At 68.6% G+C, this 18,670-nt stretch carries 16 protein-coding genes; 5 read left to right on the top strand and 11 right to left on the bottom strand.

Going from position 1 to position 18,670, the window contains the following annotated elements:
- Positions 1 to 110 precede the first annotated feature (110 nt).
- Positions 111 to 872 carry an SDR family NAD(P)-dependent oxidoreductase gene (locus VMT65_RS06720; protein WP_326307050.1) on the top strand — a complete coding sequence of 254 codons (762 nt, stop codon included), beginning with the start codon at positions 111 to 113 and terminating at the stop codon, positions 870 to 872.
- A 394-nt stretch (positions 873 to 1,266) separates the two neighbouring features.
- On the opposite strand, the gene VMT65_RS06715 is transcribed toward VMT65_RS06720, so the two are convergent.
- From VMT65_RS06715 to VMT65_RS06685, 7 genes are all read right to left on the bottom strand, one after another.
- Positions 1,267 to 3,528: an Hsp70 family protein gene (locus VMT65_RS06715; RefSeq protein WP_326307048.1), complete on the bottom strand. Its 2,262-nt coding sequence runs from the start codon at positions 3,526 to 3,528 to the stop codon at positions 1,267 to 1,269.
- Positions 3,529 to 4,203: 675 nt separating this feature from the next.
- Positions 4,204 to 5,787 (bottom strand): FAD-dependent oxidoreductase, encoded by a 1,584-nt coding sequence (locus tag VMT65_RS06710; protein ID WP_326307047.1) that lies wholly within the window; start codon positions 5,785 to 5,787, stop codon positions 4,204 to 4,206.
- Between the two features lie 16 nt (positions 5,788 to 5,803).
- Positions 5,804 to 6,808: an AurF N-oxygenase family protein gene (locus VMT65_RS06705; RefSeq protein ID WP_326307046.1), complete on the bottom strand. Its 1,005-nt coding sequence runs from the start codon at positions 6,806 to 6,808 to the stop codon at positions 5,804 to 5,806.
- A gap of 157 nt (positions 6,809 to 6,965) precedes the next feature.
- Positions 6,966 to 7,985, bottom strand: a complete 1,020-nt coding sequence (locus tag VMT65_RS06700; protein ID WP_326307045.1) for an Hsp70 family protein — start codon at positions 7,983 to 7,985, stop codon at positions 6,966 to 6,968.
- A gap of 361 nt (positions 7,986 to 8,346) precedes the next feature.
- Positions 8,347 to 10,020, bottom strand: a complete 1,674-nt coding sequence (locus VMT65_RS38385; RefSeq protein WP_442790180.1) for an N-acetylmuramoyl-L-alanine amidase — start codon at positions 10,018 to 10,020, stop codon at positions 8,347 to 8,349.
- A 294-nt stretch (positions 10,021 to 10,314) separates the two neighbouring features.
- On the bottom strand, positions 10,315 to 10,776 hold the full coding sequence (locus VMT65_RS06690; RefSeq protein WP_326307044.1) for a QcrA and Rieske domain-containing protein: 462 nt from the start codon (positions 10,774 to 10,776) through the stop codon (positions 10,315 to 10,317).
- A 73-nt stretch (positions 10,777 to 10,849) separates the two neighbouring features.
- On the bottom strand, positions 10,850 to 11,410 hold the full coding sequence (locus tag VMT65_RS06685; protein ID WP_326307043.1) for a sigma-70 family RNA polymerase sigma factor: 561 nt from the start codon (positions 11,408 to 11,410) through the stop codon (positions 10,850 to 10,852).
- A gap of 134 nt (positions 11,411 to 11,544) precedes the next feature.
- Between VMT65_RS06685 and VMT65_RS06680 the strand changes: the two genes are divergently transcribed.
- The 3 genes from VMT65_RS06680 (at position 11,545) to VMT65_RS06670 (ending at position 13,544) form a co-directional block, all read left to right on the top strand.
- Positions 11,545 to 11,925, top strand: a complete 381-nt coding sequence (locus tag VMT65_RS06680; RefSeq protein ID WP_326307042.1) for a hypothetical protein — start codon at positions 11,545 to 11,547, stop codon at positions 11,923 to 11,925.
- Positions 11,926 to 11,971: 46 nt separating this feature from the next.
- Entirely contained in the window at positions 11,972 to 12,721 is a 750-nt protein-coding gene (locus VMT65_RS06675) for an SDR family oxidoreductase (RefSeq protein WP_326307040.1), read from the top strand.
- A gap of 70 nt (positions 12,722 to 12,791) precedes the next feature.
- Positions 12,792 to 13,544 carry an alpha/beta fold hydrolase gene (locus VMT65_RS06670; protein ID WP_326307039.1) on the top strand — a complete coding sequence of 251 codons (753 nt, stop codon included), beginning with the start codon at positions 12,792 to 12,794 and terminating at the stop codon, positions 13,542 to 13,544.
- A 5-nt stretch (positions 13,545 to 13,549) separates the two neighbouring features.
- Here the strand turns inward: VMT65_RS06670 and VMT65_RS06665 are convergent, their stop codons facing one another.
- The 4 genes from VMT65_RS06665 to VMT65_RS06650 form a co-directional block, all read right to left on the bottom strand.
- Positions 13,550 to 14,923, bottom strand: a complete 1,374-nt coding sequence (locus VMT65_RS06665; protein WP_326307038.1) for a bifunctional lysylphosphatidylglycerol flippase/synthetase MprF — start codon at positions 14,921 to 14,923, stop codon at positions 13,550 to 13,552.
- Positions 14,924 to 15,067: 144 nt separating this feature from the next.
- Complete coding sequence (locus VMT65_RS06660) at positions 15,068 to 16,054, bottom strand: DUF5996 family protein (protein WP_326307037.1); 987 nt, start codon at positions 16,052 to 16,054, stop codon at positions 15,068 to 15,070.
- A gap of 29 nt (positions 16,055 to 16,083) precedes the next feature.
- Positions 16,084 to 16,737: an FMN reductase gene (locus tag VMT65_RS06655; RefSeq protein WP_326307036.1), complete on the bottom strand. Its 654-nt coding sequence runs from the start codon at positions 16,735 to 16,737 to the stop codon at positions 16,084 to 16,086.
- An 8-nt stretch (positions 16,738 to 16,745) separates the two neighbouring features.
- Complete coding sequence (locus tag VMT65_RS06650) at positions 16,746 to 17,879, bottom strand: LLM class flavin-dependent oxidoreductase (RefSeq protein WP_326307034.1); 1,134 nt, start codon at positions 17,877 to 17,879, stop codon at positions 16,746 to 16,748.
- A gap of 306 nt (positions 17,880 to 18,185) precedes the next feature.
- Here VMT65_RS06650 and VMT65_RS06645 point away from each other — a divergent pair, with 306 nt between their 5' ends.
- Entirely contained in the window at positions 18,186 to 18,548 is a 363-nt protein-coding gene (locus VMT65_RS06645) for a hypothetical protein (RefSeq protein WP_326307033.1), read from the top strand.
- The last annotated feature ends 122 nt before the right edge of the window (positions 18,549 to 18,670 follow it).

The raw sequence follows: 18,670 nt of genomic DNA, 5'->3' as shown, positions 1-18,670 counted from the left end.
ATACATGACGCATCAAATGTGACGGCGGTTTCCCGCCAGCGGCCATCCCTCGCGCGGCGTTGACTATGACATGTCAACGAAATCGGCACTACCGCAAGGGGAACGCAGTCATGGATGCTCGCTTCGCAGGAAAGGTCGTTCTGATCACCGGGGCCACCTCGGGGGTCGGGGCGGCCGCGGCTCGCCGCATTGCCGCCGAGGGCGGGAGCGTGGTGCTCGGCGCGCGCGGCAAGGAGGCCGGGGACCGGATGGCCGAGGAGATCCGCGCCGCGGGTGGCCGGGCGCTGTTCGTGCCCGCCGATGTCACCGTCGAGGCCGAGGTGGCGCGCCTGACCGATGCCGCGATCACCGAATTCGGGCGGCTGGACGCGGCTTTCAACAATGCGGGCGCGGTCAATGCCTTCGGCCCGGTGGAGAACATCGACGAGGCCGGATGGCGCGCCGATCTCGAACTCAATCTGACGGCCGTCTATTACGGTCTGCGCCACCAGGTTCCGGCGTTGGCCGCGAGCGGGGGCGGGGCGATTCTCAATAATGCCTCGAACCTGGGCGTGGTCGGCATGGCGCAGGTCGCGCCGTATGTGGCTGCCAAACACGGCGTGGTGGGCCTGACCCGGGCCGTCGCCCTGGAGGCGGCCGACCGGTCGGTGCGGGTGAATGCGCTGGTATCCGGCGCGGTCGACACCCCTGCCTTCCGCGACTCCATGGGCGCGACACCCGAGGGCGAGGCCGCCATCGCCGCCCTGCACCCCCTCGGCCGCATCGCCCAGCCCCACGAGATCGCCGCCTTCTGCGCCTATCTGCTCAGCGACGAGGCGAGTTTCATCACCGGCGCGGCCCTGACCATCGACGGCGGCTTCACCGCCCGCTGACCATCGCGACAGGCCCACCACCGCGCCCGGGCACTGGAAACGCGGGGTGGGCCGGTCACTTTCGACGATGGAACGAGGTTTGCAGGTCCCTCGCTCTCCCATCGCCGGTCCTGGTGAGCGCGTCGCGCTCGATATCGGGGACGAGGTGGGGCGGGTTGGTCAGGCCCGCCACCCACCTGCGTCGCCGTGGGGAGGGGACAGATGGTGGGACGCCACCGCCCCGCCTCCCCCGCCACCCGCGCCGGCGTGTGGGACAGCACGCCGCCTACGGGCCTCGCCGAAAATCCGCGCCCGACAACCGGATCCGGGTCGATGGGCCGCATCGCGGTGCAAGCGCTCGCTGATGATCAGCGCCGCCAAGGAGCACGAGCGTGATGTGCTGTACCGCATGGGGTCAGTGGTGGCCACCGCCGCCACCTCCGCCCTTGCCGCCGCCACCGGCTCCTCCGCCGCCGCCCATGCCGCCACCGCTCATGCCGCCGCCACCCATGGAACCGCCGCCCATGCCGCCGCCGGCGTGGGTGCCGCCGGGGCTGCCTGCGCCGCCGCCGGTTCCGGATCCGCCGCCGGTTGCGGCGCCGCCTTGGGAGCCGCCAGTGGGAGAGCCGCCTCCGGTGGAGGTTCCGCCCGAGGGAGAGCCGCCGCCTGTGCTCGCGCCGCCGGGGGTGGAGCCGCCGGGAGATGTTGCGCCGCCGCCTGTTCCGGCACCGGTGCCGGTACCTCCACCAGCACCCGTGCCAGCGCCGGTTCCCGTTCCGCCACCGGTGCCTGCACCGGCACCTATTCCGCCACCGGCACCTGCACCGCCACCGGTGCCAGTGCCGCCGGAGGTCGAACCTCCCGAGGTCGAACCGCCGGGCGCTTGGCCTCCGGTGTTGGCTCCGGCCGGGTCGCCGGTTGTGCCTCCGGAGGTCGCGCCGCCGCCTGCGGGGGTCGCGCTGCCCGGGTCGGATCCGCCGGATGGGGTTCCGCCAGTGGCGGTTCCGCCGCTGGTCCCCCCGGCGCTGGTTCCACCGGTTCCGGTTCCGGGGGTGGTACCGCCGGGGGCGGAGGAACCCGGGTCGCCTGCGGCGGGGGTTCCGGTTCCGGGGGTCGTGCCGCCCGAGGTGCCGGGTTGGGTGCCGCCCGTGGGGGTTCCGGGAGTCGTGCTGCCGGGTTGACCGGCGGCGGGGTCGGTCACGCCCGGCGTGCCGGGCTGAGTGCCGCCGGGTTGGCCGGTGCCGGGTTGCGTTGCGCCGGGGATGGTTCCGGGACCGCCGGGGAGGGTGCCCGAGATCGGTTGGGCGGTGTTGCCGGGGACGCTGACCGTGGGGACCTGGCCGCTGAAGGAGCCGATGTTCCACCCATTGAGGGCCGGGTTCTGGAAGGGCAGTGGGTTGGTGAACTGGGCCGGGTTGGCGTAGGTGACAACCGGGTCCGACAGCATGCGGGTTTCGCAGTGGGTGCCGCCGCTGGTGGTGTCGACCGGGCGGCCGTGGACCCAGGTCTGGGTGACCGTCGGGGCGATCGGCGCATAGGCGCGGACCGCGGCCACGGTGGCGATGGCGTGGGTGTGGGTGCCGGGCGGCGCGCCCTCGTCCTCGTAGACGATGACGTCGCCGGTGCCGAGCGCGGCGGTTCCCACCGGCTGGTCGGTCGGTTCCGGCGCGGCTTGCAGACCGGGTGGTCCGGCGACCGGTCCGCCGAGCACGGTGGCCGCCGACATGGCCAGCGCGGAAGCCACCGCGGCACCGGAGATCACGGCGGCGCGGGGCGCGTAGCGGCCGATGGCCGATCCGGTGTCGATGCTGCGAAACGCGGCGATGGCCGCGCCCACGGACACCGTGTGCGCCGGATCCGGCGACATGATCACCGGCCGCCCGAGATCGGCCAGCACCCGCGCCACCTCCGCGGGCCGGGCCGCGCCGCCGATGAGCAGAACCCGGTCGATCTCCTCCATGTGCAGCCCGGCCCGGTGCACCACCGACCGCACCAGCCGTAGCGAATTGCGAATGTGCCAGCTGCGCAGTCGATTCGTGTCGGAGGCGGGCACCACGGCCGAAACCGGCTGTGCCGCACCGGGTGCGATGCTGCGCGCGTAGCGAGCCAGCAGCGTGCCGAGCGGGCGGCCCCCATATTCGTGGGACCGTTCGGCCCGCCCGAGAATGCCGCGCTCGTCGCGGTCCGCCTCGGTGCGCACCACCGCGATGTCGAGGCTGTTGCCCCCGAGGTCGTAGACCAGGGTCAGCCCGGATTCGGAGATGCCGTACTCGTTGTCGAGCCACTCCACCGCGGCGACCGGCTCGGGCATGAGGGTGACGTCCGCGGCCCCGGACCAGTCCAGCGCCCGCCGCAATCGCGTGACGTGTTTGTCCGAATAGCAAGCGGGATAGGTGCTTACGGCGGGGGCTTCGGGCGCATTGGTCTCGATGAGCCCGTTCACCACGGCCGCCACCAGATCCGCCGGGGACCAGATGCGACCGTTGATGACCACCGGGTCCGGCTCGGTCGTGAGATCGGCGAAGTCGGTGACCACCGGGGCGAATCGGGGAATTCCCCCGATATGCGGCCCACCGGCGCTGTCGAAGGTGACGGCGGTCCGGCGAACGCGCACCGCGGGCCGGTTCCGATCACCGGCCGAGGTCGCCCATACGGAGTTCACTGTGCCGATGCTCATGCCAAAGCCAACTGTCATCGCTATCCCGTCAACGCACCGAGACCACGGCCTCCACGGGCGTACCAACCATGTGGTCGCGGTCGTTTTCCAAACAGCGCGTTCAGGTTAGCTGGCGTTAGCGGGGGATGAATATCGAATTGGGAGAAAAGATTTCGCGTCCAGTAGCGAAGGTGGCGAATCTACTGGTCAGGCAACGTTCCAAGCAAGATCGAATCCGACTGCGGGACAAAAGCAACCGAACAGTCTTTCTTGGTGGCTACAGCACAGCGAACAAAATATTCATACCAACCGGTAGGCAAAGAGTGTCCGAAAAACCAAACCGCATTGTCAGTATGGGAGTGCGGATTACCGATCACTGGTCGGTAGCTACCCGGGAATCCCCCACGCGGGCCGCTGCACCGTCCGTGATTCGCGACGAAATCTTCTCTACTACCGATCATGTCGTTTCGAGCAAACACGGCATTACAACTCACACAACAGCATCGGTACGGTGCGTACGCACGGGCGACGAAGATTCGCAGCCGACCCCCGACCGGATACGTTGCCCGGCACAAAAAGTCAGCCCCGCGGCACAGGAGCGGCACTCGGGAACGACGTCCGGAATGACGAAGGCCGCCGTACGCGCAGGGGGTTCGCGTACGACGGCCTCCGGTGGGCGTCACTGAAAGGGGTGGGTCAGCGACGCACCAATAGGGGTAGCTTGCGGCGGGGGCGGTTCACCGCGCCACCGCGAATGGCGTGCGGCTGGCGCTCACCGACCAGTCGGTCGAAATCGCCTGTGCCGCGGGTGGGTTGAGCCAACCGGCCGGCATTGAAATCGTCCACCAGCTGCCGCACCGTCTGCTGCGCGCACGACTTGTTGGTGCCGATGAATCCGGTCGGCCCGCGCTTGATCCAACCGGTGACATACGTACCGGGGACCACCGCACCGCCGGACTCCTCGGTCACCCGACCGTCCGCGTTCGGGATGATCCCGGCCCGCTCGTCGAAGGGCAGCCCCGCCAGCGCGACACCGCGATAGCCGACCGAGGCCAGCACCAGCCCGGTCTGGAGGGTCTCGACATCCTCGGTCGCGACCGCGTGCACGCCGCCGTCATCGCCGGTGACGAGCTCATTGCGCACCACCTCGACCCCGGTGACCCGGTCCACGCCGACAATGGCCGTGGGTGCGGACAGATACCGGAACACAATGCGCTTGCGCCCGAGAACCGGCCGATCCGCCAAGCCTTGCAATAGCTTCAGCTTGTGCTCGACCTTCTGCGACATGCCCGCGACCGGTTCGGGAATCTCACCCTCCACCACGATGTCGACATCCGCGCCCAGCAGGCCCACGAATTCCGGCACGGTGAAGGCGGATTCGGCCGGACCGCGCCGCCCGAGGATCACGACCTCTTCGATTGCGCTGCGCCGCAAGGCATTCAGCGCCCGCTGCGACATATCGGTGCCGACGAGCAGTTCCGGATCGGCGGTCAGCATGCGCGCCACATCGAGGGCCACATTGCCATTGCCCACGATCACCGCGCGCCGCCCCGACAGGTCGAAGTATCGCCCCGCCTGCTCCGGATGCCCGTTGTACCACGCCACGAAGTCGGTCGCGGAGGCGCTGCCCGGCAGCCCCTCCCCCGCGATCCCGAGCTTGCGATCCGAGGACGCGCCGACCGCGTAGATCACCGCGTGAAAGTGCGCCAACAGTTCCTCATGCGAAACATGTTCGCCCACATTCACATTCAGATACGACCCGAATCCGGGCTGCGCCGAGATCACGTCGAAGAGGTGGCCGACCTTGCGCGTCTTGGTGTGATCGGGCGCGACGCCGAATCGGGCCAGACCGTAGGGCGTGGTCACCTTGTCGAACACCGTCACGGAAACGCCCGGCTGCGTGAGCAATTCGTCGGCCGCGTACATGGCCGAGGGCCCGGACCCGATAATGGCCACCCGCAACGGTTCCCGCCCCGGCTTGACGGCCGCGGCCGGAACCGGCTTGGCCAGCAACGGCCGCGGCCGCTCCTGCCGGTAGAAGTCGGCATTGATCTCGATGAACGGAAGCTGTTCCGAGGTCAGCTTTTTCGACGAGGTGATGGCGTCCACCGGGCACGCGGTGGCACACGCCCCGCAGTCCACGCACGCCTGCGGATCGACGTAGAGCATCTCCGCGGTCAGGAAGTCCGGCTCATCCGGCGTCGGATGAATGCAGTTGACCGGGCAGGCGTAGACACACGAGGCGTCGCTGCAACAGGATTGGGTGACAACGTACGGCACTGGACGTCTCCCCTTCCTACGCGGCCTTGCCGGAGCGGATCGGCTCCGAGCGGTAGCGCGAGGCCGGGCCGTCGATGCGGAAAAGCTTCCACACCTGCTTGGCGATCGGGTTCATCAGCCCGATCTCGGTGGCCAGCGCGCGCACATCGATGAAGTAGTCGCTGAAGACCTGCTTGGCCTCCTTGGAGCCGTAGAACAGCTCCTTGCGCACCGTCTCGGGAATGTCGAACTCGCGGAAGAACTTCCGGGGCGGCGTCGCGATGGACCGGCCCAGGATGAACATGACGATCGGCATGGCGAGGGAGAGCACGAAGCGGTTGGCCACGTTCCCCTCCGGCACGTGCTGCTTCAGGAACTCGTGCGCGAAGGAGATGTGGCGCGCCTCCTCGGCCACGTGAATCGCCATGACGCCACGCATGATCGGGTGCACCTCCTCACCCGAGCGCAGGATCTGCTTCTGAATGTGGTCGATCGGCTCCTCACCGGCGAGCACCGCCATGAAGAACAGATTCGGGAACATGATCGCGACGGGCACGCCGAGGAAGCGCAGCTGGCGCACCAGCGGACCCATGCCGGGCACGTCCGCGCCGATCCGATTCACCATCTCCTGGAACATCAGGGTGTGGTTGAGTTCCTCGGACATCTCGTGGGTGCAGTACCGGAACTCCGGATCACCGTTGGGCAGCGCGAACGTGTGGTTGACCATGCCGCTGATCAGGATGGATTCGAACTGCAGGCCGACCTTGGCGATATTGGCCTGGCGGTACTTGCCGATCGCGATCTTCTGCTCGTCGCTCAGGCCCTGGTACCAGGGGTGGCGGCCGAGCGGGTCGGCGGACTCGGGCAGGATCCAGCGTTCGGGGCGGGCATCGGCGTCGAAGTCGGGGTTCTCCCAGTCGATGTCCTCGTAGGGGTCGAAGTTCTTGTTCACCGACCCCTCCGAGAGGAGCAGCAGCTTGTTGGCGTACTCCTGAGCTTCGGCAACCACGGGGTCGTCAACGGGCGTCGTGGTCGGAGACATCGTCGTCACCTCTCCAATAGGAAGCTTTTATCTGTTCCCCATGGTTACACCAAACCGGAAAGGCGTCAACAACCCGCTCGCAGAATGCTTGCACGAGCTAGCGCGGGTCAGCACACGAATCCAGGCCAACCCGCCGGTAGCAGGGCAAATGATCAGTTCAGAGCGCGGCCACCCGGGTGACACGCCGGAACAGGCCGGACAGCGAGTGATGGCGGTGATTCGAGGAATCGTGCTCGAGCAGGGACTGCTTGGCCGCGATGGCCGCGCCGTCGGCGATCGTGCGTTCCGGATCGGCGGCCACCACCACCGGGCGGGCCAGTTCCTTGGCCAGGACCTGCGCCACCTCGGGCGGGCGGGCCGCGCCGCCGACCACCAGGATGCGATCCACATCGGCCATGGTGACGTCCGCGATGCGCAGGCACTTGTAGACCAGGCCCAGTGAGCGCCGAATGTGCTCGCTGCGCAGCTCACCCGAATCCGCGTCCGAGAGTCCGCGCGGCACCACCTGCGATCCGGCCGTACGCCGCAGCGTGCGCGCCACCATGTCACCGAAGGCGCGGCCACCGTATTCGACCGAGTGCAGCGGCAATCCGACGACCGGATTGCTCGGCGCGCCCATGCCCACCCGCAGCAGGGTGATGTCCAGCCCGGACCCGCCGAGGTCGTAGACCAGCGCCAAACCCGGTGTGAGCGGCCCGCGTTCGGCCGCCAACCAGGTGGCGGCGGCGATCGGCTCGGCCACCAGGGCGGCGAGCGCGAGACCGACACCGTCGAGCGCGGTGCGCAGATCGGCGACCAGATTGGCGGAGTAACTCGCCGGGTGGGTCACCGCGATACCGACCTCACCGGTGTCGAGCGGTCCGGCCGGTGGCTGCCCGAGCACCTCGGCGACCACGCTGTGGGCCACGGTCGCCACCAGATCGGCGGCCGAGAGCGCACGGTGTCCGACCCGGGCGACCGGCGCGCCGCGCTGGGTGAGGTCGGCGAATTCGGTGATCACCCGCCCGTGCCGGGGAATCCGACCCACGCGCGCGGTACCCGAACTGTCGAAGGTGAGGGTGGTGCGCCAGGTGGTCGGCGGAGCGCCGACGCCGCCGCGGCGACCGGGCGGATGTTTCGCTGATCGATCGGCCGCCGTGGAGCAAACCGTATTGACCGTGCCGATAGACAATCCCACGCCGAACGCCATCATCCACCTCGATCTACAAGTCCCTCATCGGCTCGAGCCTGCTGTGAAATGACGACTGTCGCCAGCCATCGGACCCGACCCCAATTCATGCAACTCCTGCGCCGAATGCTTGCCAACCACCGGACACGAGGTTGTCCGCTCGTGCGCCGCCTTGTCCTTACAACCATGCTGTCCAGGCAGACGAGGGTGTCGGAGACCGCGCGCGTTCGGATCGCGCAATGTTTGCCCGTCTTCCTCGTTTCGCCGGGTACGGGACGGAAGGTGCCGGACGGTTCGGATGTGACGGGTGCCGACGAAAATCGCCCCCGCCCCGACGAATTCGGGGCGGGGGCGATCGGGCCGCGCGGACTCAGTTGACGGTGGTGGGCGTCTTCAACATGTTCGAGCTGAGCACCGACACCACGCTGTAGGCCAGATTGATCAGGTCCGGGGCGATACCGGTATTGCCCATGAGCATCTTGGCCAGCGGACCGAAGAACTTGATGGCCGACTGCACGAGCGTGCTCATGGTGTCCACGTCGAAGCCGTCGGACTTGGAGTTCTTGTCGGTCGACGGGGACTGGGCGCCCGGATTCGACTGCGCGCCGGGCGCGGCCGGGGACGGCGTCTGCGGAGCAGCCGAGGTGCCGGGCGATTGCCGCGGCGCGCGCTGATCGGCGACGGGCTTCACCGCCGGTGCCACACCGGGTTTCGCGGGCTGCGCCGGAACCGCCTGCGGCGCAGCGGGTTGCGGTGCGGCGGGTTGCGGTGCGGCGGGTTGCGGTGCGGCGGGTTGCGGCGCGACCTGGCCGCCCTGCTGGGCCTGCTGCTCCCAGTTCAGGAACTGATCGGCCAGCTGCTGGAAGACCTGCAGCCCGTCCGCGGGCTGCGGCGTACCCGCTCGCTCCGGGCTCACCTCGGCGGGAGTCGGCAGCTGCGGGGCCTGCGCCGGGGCCGAACCCGATTGCGCGGGAACCGATCCCGGCTGCGCGGGCGTCTGCGCCTGACCCGGAGTCTGGGCCTGCGGTTGCGTCTGCGGGAGCTGAGCCTGCGGAACCTGCGCCTGCGGCTGCGTCTGCGGAACCTGGGCCTGCGGAGCCGGAACCGCCGCCTGCGGCGTCTGCGGAGTCTGCGCCGGAGCGGGCTGGGCCGGAGCCGGAGCCGCCGGCGCGGGCACCTGCGCCTGCGCGGGCTCGGCCGGAACCTGCTGTCCCGGTTGGGTTCCCGGCTCCGAGGCGCTCTCGGCGGGCACCGGCACACCGAGCAGGTAGGACGCCAGCCCGGTCACAATGGTGACCGCGTGCTTGAGCTGTCCCTCCGGCGACTCCAGCTGCGCCGCGTCCTCGGCATTGGCGCCATTGCCCATTTCGAGGAACACGTCCGGCACGGAAGTCAGTGCGGGACCGGCGATATCGGAGCGGGTCTGCAGTCCGTCGACCGCGCCGTTGTAGGTGGCGGCCTGATATCCGCCCTGCACGTAGGCGTCCCGCATGGCCTTGGTGGCGGTCAGCCCGGCACCGGACTGGACCTCGTTGACCTTGGCGTCGGGCACCGGCAGCTGCGGCACGATGAGGTGGAAGCCGTGTCCGTCGGCGGGCCCGCTGTCGGCGTGGATGCTGAGGGCGACGTCCGCGCCGGAGGCATTGGCGGCCTTGGCGCGTTCGTCGATGCAGCCGCCCCAGCCGGTGTCGTCGGGGCGGCTCATGACGACCTTCGCGCCGAGTCCCTCGAGCGAGGTGCGCACGAGCTGGGCGACATTCCAGTTGATGGTGTGCTCGGCCATGCCGTGCAGGCTGGTCATGCCCGTGGTCTGGCACGCCTTGGTGCCGCCGCGGCCATCGCTGACCTGCTTGTTCACATCCTGAGTGTGGTTGGGGCCCTGATGGCCCGGGTCCAGGAAGACGGTCTTCCCGGCGAGTTTCTGCGGCAGTTCCGGCAGCGCGGGCGCGGCCAGGGCGGCGATCGGGACGAGCCCGGTCACGGTCGTGATGGCCGCCGCGGTGACGGCGGTACAGATTCCGGCCTTAGTGATGCTTGGCTTCATAAGCGGACGGCGCTCGGGGCGGAGCGCCCCTCCCTTCCCACTAGTAACACCAGACCCAGCTATTCACTTCGAGCTCACACAGCACTCTGGCAACATCAGTTACCTTCTGGCAAGCTCCGTGATGGAACCGTTACTTGTGGTCAGACGCCCAAACCCGCTGCTCAGGGCATCGCCGCACGCAGCGGGCAAACGACCACCGCGCCCACTATCTCGCAAGCGACCGCTGGGTCCGAGGCGACGCGCCCGAGAAATCCCCAGAAACTCGCCGGAATGATCCGACGAATACGTGACGAATCAGGCCGACACGATCTTGTCCCCGTCGACCTTGATGGCCTTCGAATCCAGGGCTCGCGGCGCGGGCCCACTCGCGACGGTCCCGTCCAGGTGGTAGCTGCTGCCGTGGCACGGGCACTTGATCAGCCCGTTGGTCACCTCGTTCACCTTGCAGCCCAGGTGGGTACAGGTCGACGAGAACCCTTGGAACGAGCCCGCGGTCGGCTGGGTGATGACCGTGTCTCCGCTGATGACACCGCCGCCGACCGGCACGTCCGCGGTATTGGCGAGCGCGTCACCGCCCTGATTCTTGGCCGGAACCGGGGCCTTGGCCGCGGTGGTGTCGGGCGCGGCCGAGGCCGGCTGGTTGGAGGTGCTGCTGCATCCGGCCACCGTCAGCGCGGTGGCGGCGACCGCGGTGGCGGCCAGGGCGGTGCGGCGATCCACGGCGAATCCGCCGGGGCCGGGGGAGGTGTCGGTCATCGGTAACTCCTCGCTCGGGCCGAGCCGGTGCGGCTCGGTCACAGTTGTTCGACGTGCGGGAGGCGCCACCGGTTCAGGCGCACACCGGCAGTCGGCGCAGCGACCGCAGCGCGTAGTGCACGCGAGTCTTGACCGTGCCCACCGGTATACCCAGTTCGGCGGCCACGTCCTGGTAGGCGCGATCGCGCAGGATGACCTGCACGACGGCATCCCGCTGGGCCGCCGGAAGCTGGGCCAGCAGCTCCGCCACCAGCAGCCCATCGGTCAGATCTTCCACGAAATCGGGCCGTGCGCAGTGATTTTCGGCCTGCTCCCCGATCTCGTCCCAGCTGCTGTCGCCGGGTCGGGCGGCCCGGAAGCGGGCGATGTCGGTGAGGACGTTGCGTTCGATGGTCAACAGCCAGGTGCGCACGCTGCCACGGTTCGGGTCGTAGCTGGCGCAGGCGCGCCAGCCGCGCAGCAGGGTTTCCTGGACGGCGTGCTCGGCCAGGCCCGGGTCGCCGAGGCGGCTCATGGCCCGCCAGTGCAGCAGGCCGCGATCGGCGGCGAGCACGGCCGCCAGCCCCGCCTCCGTACACAGCCGGGCGCAGTGCGGGGTGGCGCATCCGGTCGCGACCGGGCGAAGACTTCCCATGCCTGAATATCGTTGTGAAGCCCAAAAGGGCATCGCTCACGTTTGTGCATTTACTCGAATCGGTCCGATTTCCTGAAAACAGACCGCATTTTCTGATAGACCCCTCCCCGGGAGAGCTGCTCAGGGAGGACATTGTGCGTGCAGGCGCGCTCGTAGCCGCGGGAGCCTTCGCTTCCGCGCTGACCATGGCCGCATCCGGAATGGCGGCCGCCGAACCGGCCACCGATATCACGGTGGACGGCACCTATTTGGTCAATGTGGATATCAAACCTGGGATCTATATCGGTGACGGGACACCGGATCCCGCCGCGGGCGCCTGCTTCTGGCGGCGACTGTGGAAAATCCAGACCGCCCAGGATTATCCGGACCCGAACTACTACATCATCGCCAGCGACTTCACCCGCGTGAAGCCGATCACCGTGGAGATCAAGGCGACCGACGTGGGGTTCTCCACCGAGAACTGCGGCGCCTGGCACCTCACGCCCGCCCGGCCCAGTACCGGCTCGGCCGGATAACCCTTCTCCGGTGAAGGAATCGCCGCGACACCGCTAGGGTGACGGCATGACCAGGCGCAAGATTCTCATCACCGGTGCCAGCTCGGGTCTGGGCGCGGGCATGGCCCGCGAGTTCGCCCGGCGCGGGCGCGATCTCGCGCTGTGCGCCCGCCGGGTCTCGAAGCTGGAGGAGCTGCGGGACGAACTGCTGGCGGCCCATCCGGGGATCACCGTCGCGGTGCGCGGGCTCGACGTGGACGACCACGCCGCCATTCCGAAGGTCTTCGAGGAACTGCGCGCCGAACTCGGCGGACTGGACCGGATCATCGTCAATGCCGGGCTCGGCAAGGGCGCGCGCATCGGCACCGGCCGCGCGGACGCCAATCTCGCCACCGCCACCACCAATTTCGTGAGCGCCCTGGCCCAGGCCGAGGCGGCCATGAGCATTTTCCGGCAGCAGAATGCCGGGCATCTGGTGCTCATCTCCTCCATGAGCGCGGTGCGCGGACTGCCCGGCACGAAGACGGCCTATGCGGCCAGCAAGGCGGGCGTGACGGCCTTGGGCGAGGGACTGGCCATCGAATTGCGCGGCACCCCGCTGAAAGTCACCACCGTGCAGCCCGGTTTCATCGCCACCGACATGGCCGCCAAGGCCGGGGACGCGAAGCTGGTCGTGCCCTTGGACAAGGGCGTCGGCGCGATGGTTGCGGCCATCGAGCGGGAGGCCGTGCGCGCCTCGGTGCCCGAATGGCCTTGGCGAGTATTGGGATTGGTGATGCCTCTGCTGCCGCGCGCGGTCATGGCGCGCGTGGGCTAGGACCCGCCGGCGATCATGGATCCCGGCCAAAAACATGCCGGGATGCCGTGGGGCCCCTACTATCGCGGCCATGGCGAAGTTCACCACGTGGGACGGCTTGGAGCTCAACTACACCGAGTGGGCGGGCGAGGGCGTTCCGGTGGTGCTGCAGCACGGCACCGCGGCCGATACCAATGCGAATTGGATGAGCGTGGGTGTGGTGGCGGCGCTGCGGCGGGCCGGGCATCACGTCATCTCACTGGATGCGCGCGGACACGGGCGCTCGGAGAAGCCGCACGACGCGGCGCGATACTCGTGGCGGGCCATGGCCGACGATGTCCGAGCATTGTTCGACGAGCTGGGCTTGGATCGGGTCGCGCTGGTGGGCTACTCGATGGGCGGCATCATCTCGCTGCTGGTCGCCGATGCCGACAAGCGGGTGGAACGACTGGTCGTCGGCGGCATCGGCTGCGGTGTGGTGGACTGCGGCGGAATCGATTGGCGCGTCATCAATTCCTCCGACATCGTCGACGCCATGACCGCCGATTTCGAGCAGATCGTGCCGAACGCGCGCATGTTCCGCATCCTGGCCGACGCGCTCGGCCTGGATCGCGAGGCCATCGCCATGGTGGCGACCGGTCTCAACGAAGCGCCGATCAAAAGCCTGTCCGGCATAACGATTCCCACGCTGGTGCTGGCGGGCGACCGCGACCCGTTCGCCGCGGAACCCGAACGTCTCGCCGCCGCCCTGCCCGATGCCCGGTTCGTGGTCGTGCCCGGCGATCACCTCGCGGCCGTCGCCGCCCCCGGTTTCGCCGAGGCCCTGGTCGACTTCCTGAAGTGAGATCCTCAGTACTGCTTGCGATGCGGGACGAACTCCAGGCTGAGCAGCGCCAGCGCCACGATCACGATCTCGCGCCAGCGCAGCAGCACGTAGCGCTGATTGCCGAACGAGTTGAACTTGCGCAGGAACCGGTACAGCGATTCCAGCCGGATCAGCGGATCACCCAGCCGCACCGCCAGGTACACCGCCTGCATGGTCCGCGACCGCTGCTTGTCGGCGAAGATCTCCGGAAACGCCGCGAACGCCAGCGAGATTCGCTTGATCCCACGTTCGCGGGAGTACTCGACCAGATCCACGATCATGCGCTCGTCGAGCCCGTTCGGGGCGTCGTGCCGCCGCCACGGCACGTCCAGGCTCAGTTCCTGGCCATTGCCGGAGACGCCGTAGCGCTGGAATCCGACCACGCGCCCGTCCGCGTCGCGGGCCATGACCACCAGCATGCCCGGGTGCCGGCCGTCGAGCAGGTGGTCGAGGATCATGGAGAAGCCGCGGGTCTGCCGCCCGTGTCCCCACTCGTCGACGATGGCGAGCAGCGTCTCGCGCTGCGGCTCGGTGAGCGCGACCTCGGGCAGGATCTCGGTGGTGACGCCGAAGTTCTTGGTGCGGCTCACCGCCTGCCGCAGATTGCGGAACTTGCGGCCCACCATGTCGAAATGGCCGACCTCGATGACCACGTCGCGGCCGATGGCGATGGACCGCAGCCCGCGATGGTCCACCGCGCGCCGCTGCCAGGCCTGGGTGACCTCCGGGCTCGCGCCCAGCACCGCGATCTTCCAGCCGTGACTGCCCGCGAAAAGCGAGAATTCGGTGAGCAATTCGGGGAAGCGGTCGGCCTCGCCGATGGGATCACCGGAGACGACGGCGATTCCGAGGCGGGCGCGATAGGCCAGCGCGGCCGAGCCGTCGGCATTGAAGAAGTAGCTCTTGGACGAGTGGAGCGCGAAGGGAGCCAACGGATCCCCCTGGCTGCGCCGCACCAGATCGGCCACCCGCGGCAGCTGTTCGGGCTGCGGCTTGCTGCCCTGCGGCAGCACCAGGATCGCGCCGCTGGCCGCCAGGAAGACGAAACCGACGACCGGATGGTCGGTCCGGTAGCTGAAATTGGAGATCACCAGCGTCATGGCCGCGGCGGTCAGATGCGGCAGGGTGATGGGCCGACGCAGGTAGAGCCCGCGGGCCACGAACAGTCCGGCGAAGGACACGGCCACGAACCAGCCGTGGTCATTGCCCTCCCGGGAGGCGCGTTCGGCCGCCCACACCAGGATGACGCTGCCCAGTACCAGGGCACCCATCAGACCGACCCGAGTGTTCGGACCGGCGGTGAAGGTGGTCTCCCGGTACGCGGTCAGCGTCGGATTCGGTATGCGTTCCTCACGCATCTGGACCCCTCTCCTGCGCGCGCGAAAGCCTCATGGACCCTCTCCCCATGGTGAGCCTCCCGCATCTCCTCTTCGACACACTATGCCGGAGCAGCGATTCGGGGCATGTGGTTATTCCGGGCACCCCGCGCGCCCCGGGCGGGACTATTGCGGCCACCCCAGGCGCGGTGAGGTCAGCACGGGATCGGTGATGCCATTGTGGCAGGCCAGACCGACAGCATCCCAACCCGCGAGACGCGAGCCCGCGTCGTAGGCGGACTGGAAGAATTCCAGTGCCGTCGCGACCGGATCGGCGGCCGCGCGGACATCGTCGTAGGGCAGATAGGCGCTGTGACCGGAACCCGAGGCGACCCACCGGGCCGCGGCCGGGCGCAGCGGCTGCTCGGCGAGCCCGGCCGGTTCGGGCGCGGTGTAGGAGTAGAAGGTGGGCGCGGGCACCTTGTCGTCGCCGAACCAGAATCCGGCGCTGATCACCTCGCGGGAATAGGCTTCGCGCGTCACGGGATCCACGCTGTCGGGCATGTCGATCCGGCGGTCGGAGAAGCGCTGCACCGCCAGATCGAAGGTGTGCCAGAACACTTGGACCGGGGAGATCTTGCCCGAGTAGGTGGCGCTGAACTGCTCCAGGACGCGGCCCACCTGGCTCTGCACCTGGAAGGCGCGGCGCACGGCCCCGGGATCGTAGGTGCGATGTTCCTCGTCCTCGTCGAACGGCCGTCCGTGGTCGGGCAGGTCGAAGGGGGTCGGATGGGCCAGTCGCACGTCCACGCCGAGGTTGCGCAGGCCGTTCATGGCCTCGATGTAGAAGCTGGCCACCGACTGGTCGGTCAGCGGGATCTCCTCCTGCGTGCCGCGGTCGTCGGACAGCCGCAGCACGTGGTCGAAGAAGTCGAAGGCGCAAGTGAACACGGGCCCTTCGGACGCGGTGCCCAAGGGCACGGTGGTCCAGCCGCGGGCGGTCAGGCGGTAGGTCATGTGCCACCAGTGATTGCGCCTGATGCCCTTCGCGAGGGCCACCTTGCCGATGATCTGGGCGAAGCGGTGCAGGGTTTCCTTGGTCGGCCGCCAGGAATCGAGGGGAAGGGCGGGCAGGATATCGCCGGAATAGGTGGTTCCTGGGGAATCGGCCATATCGGTCATGCTACCCAGCTATCGATTGGTTACCTGCCATCGCCGGTGTGCCCGGCCAGCAGCTCGCTGAACGGGCGCACCGCGCCCACCCCATTGCCCGAGGTCCGGTGCCGGACCGGCTCGTCCTGCAGGAAGCCCTGCACGCCGCTGGGTTCGGCGACGATGAGCTGAGCCAGTTCGGCGGCCGCGCGGTGCACGCGCTCGGACAGTCCGGTGGAGCCGAAGTCCTCGGTGGCGGCGAAGACGCCGGTCGGGACGACGACTGCCCGCAGATAGCTGAACAGCGGGCGCAGGGCGAAATCCAGCACCATCGAATGCCGGGCGGTGCCCGCGGTGGCGGCGATCAGGACCGGCATGGCATTGAGCGCGTCGGTGTCGAGGATGTCGACGAACATCTTGAACAGGCCGCTGTAGCTCGCGGTGAAGACCGGCGTCACCGCGATGAGGCCGTCGGCGTCCGAGACCCGCTGCCGGGCCGCGGCCACGGCGGGCGTGGGCACCCCGGTGGTCATGGTGGTGGCGAGATCGCTTGCCAGTTCCCGCAATTCGATCACCTCCACGTCGAGGGCCTCCCCGCGACCGCCCACCGCCGCGGTGACCGCGGCGGCGAGCTGATCGGCGAGCAACCGGGTGGCGGAGGGTTGCGAGAGTCCGGCGGTCAGTACTACCAGTGTGCGACTCACGGTGGTCCTCAATTCTTTTCGGCGAGCACGCGCTCGCGGGCGGGCTCGACCAGGTGGTGCGGGGCGTCGGGTCCGGCGGCGACCAGCGACGCGTGGGTGGGCGGATCGCTGGGCACGTGCGCGGGGCGGCGCGCCTCGAATTCCTTGCGCAGCACCGGGACAACGTCCCTGCCGAGGATCTCGATCTGCTCGAGCACCAGGTCCAAGGGCAGGCCCGCGTGGTCCATCAGGAACAGCTGACGCTGGTAGTCACCGACATTGTCGGCGAAGCCCAGGGTGCGTTCGACGACCTGTTCGGGGGTGCCCACGGTGAGCGGGGTGAGCTCGGTGAAGTCCTCGAGCGAGGGGCCGTGCCCGTACACCGGCGCATTGTCGAAGTAGGGACGGAAGATTCGCTTGGCCTCGGCCTCGGTCTCGGCCATGAAGACCTGCCCGCCCAGGCCGACGATGGCCTGATCGGCCGCGCCGTGCCCGTAGTGCTCGAAGCGGCGGCGGTACAGGGTCACCATCTGCTTGGTGTGCTCGGCGTTCCAGAAGATGTTGTTGTGGAAGAACCCGTCGCCGTAATAGGCGGCCTGCTCGGCGATCTCGGGCGAGCGGATGGAGCCGTGCCACACGAACGGCGGGGTGTCGTCCAGCGGCGCGGGGGTGGCGGTGAAGCCCTGCAGCGGGGTGCGGAACTTGCCCTCCCAGTTGATGTTCCGCTCGCGCCACAGGCGGCGCAGCAGGTGGTAGTTCTCGACCGCGAGCGGGACGCCCTCGCGAATGTCCTTGCCGAACCAGGGATACACGGGTCCGGTATTGCCGCGGCCCATCATGAGGTCCACCCGGCCGCCCGCCAGGTGCTGCAGCATGGCGAAGTCCTCGGCGATCTTGACCGGGTCGTTGGTGGTGATGAGGGTGGTCGCGGTGGACAAGGCCAGACGGTCGGTCTTCGCCGCGATGTAGCCGAGCATGGTCGTGGGCGAGGACGGGACGAACGGCGGGTTGTGGTGCTCGCCGGTGGCGAAGGCGTCGAGGCCGACTTCCTCGGCCTTGAGCGCGATCCGCACCATGGCCTGGATACGCTCCGCCTCGCTCGGGGTGCGGCCGGTGGTGGGGTCCATCGTCACGTCGCCGACGCTGAAAATTCCGAACTGCACGGGTCCTCCTCGGGTCGCATCCACTGTTGGTGGATATGGCAACCACTTGAACATAGGGTGTTTCCGGGGTATTCCGGGGCCAGATAGGGGCGTGATTCACGCCACTCTCGCGCATCGCGGGCAACCTGTGTCGCGGGTGTGAAATTCCGGTGACACCTGGCGCATTCGGCCCACCGAGGACTGGGCAGTACCCGCAAACTACCTGTGGGTACAGCGAAAGACTCAGTAGTGCAAGATCTTTCGGCGTATCCTGAATATTCCCCGCGCAACGCCGGAGATGTCGAGCATGGACAGGGGGTAGTTCCAATGGCGGACAACACCGTCGGTACGGCATACGCCGTTGTCGTGACCGCGGTCGCCGATCCGATGCAGGTGGAGGGCCTGGAATGGGATCGAGCGGTGGAATACCTGCCCAGTATCGACTCCCGGATCATGCAGCGGTGGGTGCGCGCCCAGGAATCCGGCCCCGGCGCTCGCCGCGGTGTCGTCATTCCCGGATCGCATCGCCGCGTCGCGGCCCGGCACCCGTATCGCGAGGTCTGCGTGCCCTCTGCCGAGTATCAGCTCTTCAGTGCGGCGGTCCGCACCAATCGCCGTCGCGCCCTGGCCACCACCTGTCCCGAGGACGAGACCCGTCAGCGAACCACCCTGGTGTCCGCGGGCGGCTGATCCACGCCGCCGCGATCGGGGAGTGCAGGGGCTCCACCGGATTCGCGGCGGCCGATGCGGGTCATGGCGGCCGATGCGAGTTCGTGGCGGCCGATGAATTCGGGAGGCCGTCGCCGTCACCA

It is taken from the genome of Nocardia sp. CDC153, assembly GCF_035818515.1.
Taxonomy (GTDB): domain Bacteria; phylum Actinomycetota; class Actinomycetes; order Mycobacteriales; family Mycobacteriaceae; genus Nocardia.
The sequence above is the reverse complement of the archived record's forward strand: the minus strand, read 5'-3'. Positions and strand labels throughout refer to the sequence as shown.

Bases quoted from the DNA above. Each gene is read 5' to 3' on its own strand.
- VMT65_RS06705 (WP_326307046.1), bottom strand. From the start codon at position 6,808: ATGTCTCCGACCACGACGCCCGTTGACGACCCCGTGGTTGCCGAAGCT.
- VMT65_RS06690 (WP_326307044.1), bottom strand. From the start codon at position 10,776: ATGACCGACACCTCCCCCGGCCCCGGCGGATTCGCCGTGGATCGCCGC.
- VMT65_RS06660 (WP_326307037.1), bottom strand. From the start codon at position 16,054: ATGGCCGATTCCCCAGGAACCACCTATTCCGGCGATATCCTGCCCGCC.
- VMT65_RS06715 (WP_326307048.1), bottom strand. From the start codon at position 3,528: ATGAGCATCGGCACAGTGAACTCCGTATGGGCGACCTCGGCCGGTGAT.
- VMT65_RS38385 (WP_442790180.1), bottom strand. From the start codon at position 10,020: ATGAAGCCAAGCATCACTAAGGCCGGAATCTGTACCGCCGTCACCGCG.
- VMT65_RS06685 (WP_326307043.1), bottom strand. From the start codon at position 11,410: ATGGGAAGTCTTCGCCCGGTCGCGACCGGATGCGCCACCCCGCACTGC.
- VMT65_RS06645 (WP_326307033.1), top strand. From the start codon at position 18,186: ATGGCGGACAACACCGTCGGTACGGCATACGCCGTTGTCGTGACCGCG.
- VMT65_RS06665 (WP_326307038.1), bottom strand. From the start codon at position 14,923: ATGCGTGAGGAACGCATACCGAATCCGACGCTGACCGCGTACCGGGAG.
- VMT65_RS06720 (WP_326307050.1), top strand. From the start codon at position 111: ATGGATGCTCGCTTCGCAGGAAAGGTCGTTCTGATCACCGGGGCCACC.
- VMT65_RS06675 (WP_326307040.1), top strand. From the start codon at position 11,972: ATGACCAGGCGCAAGATTCTCATCACCGGTGCCAGCTCGGGTCTGGGC.
- VMT65_RS06670 (WP_326307039.1), top strand. From the start codon at position 12,792: ATGGCGAAGTTCACCACGTGGGACGGCTTGGAGCTCAACTACACCGAG.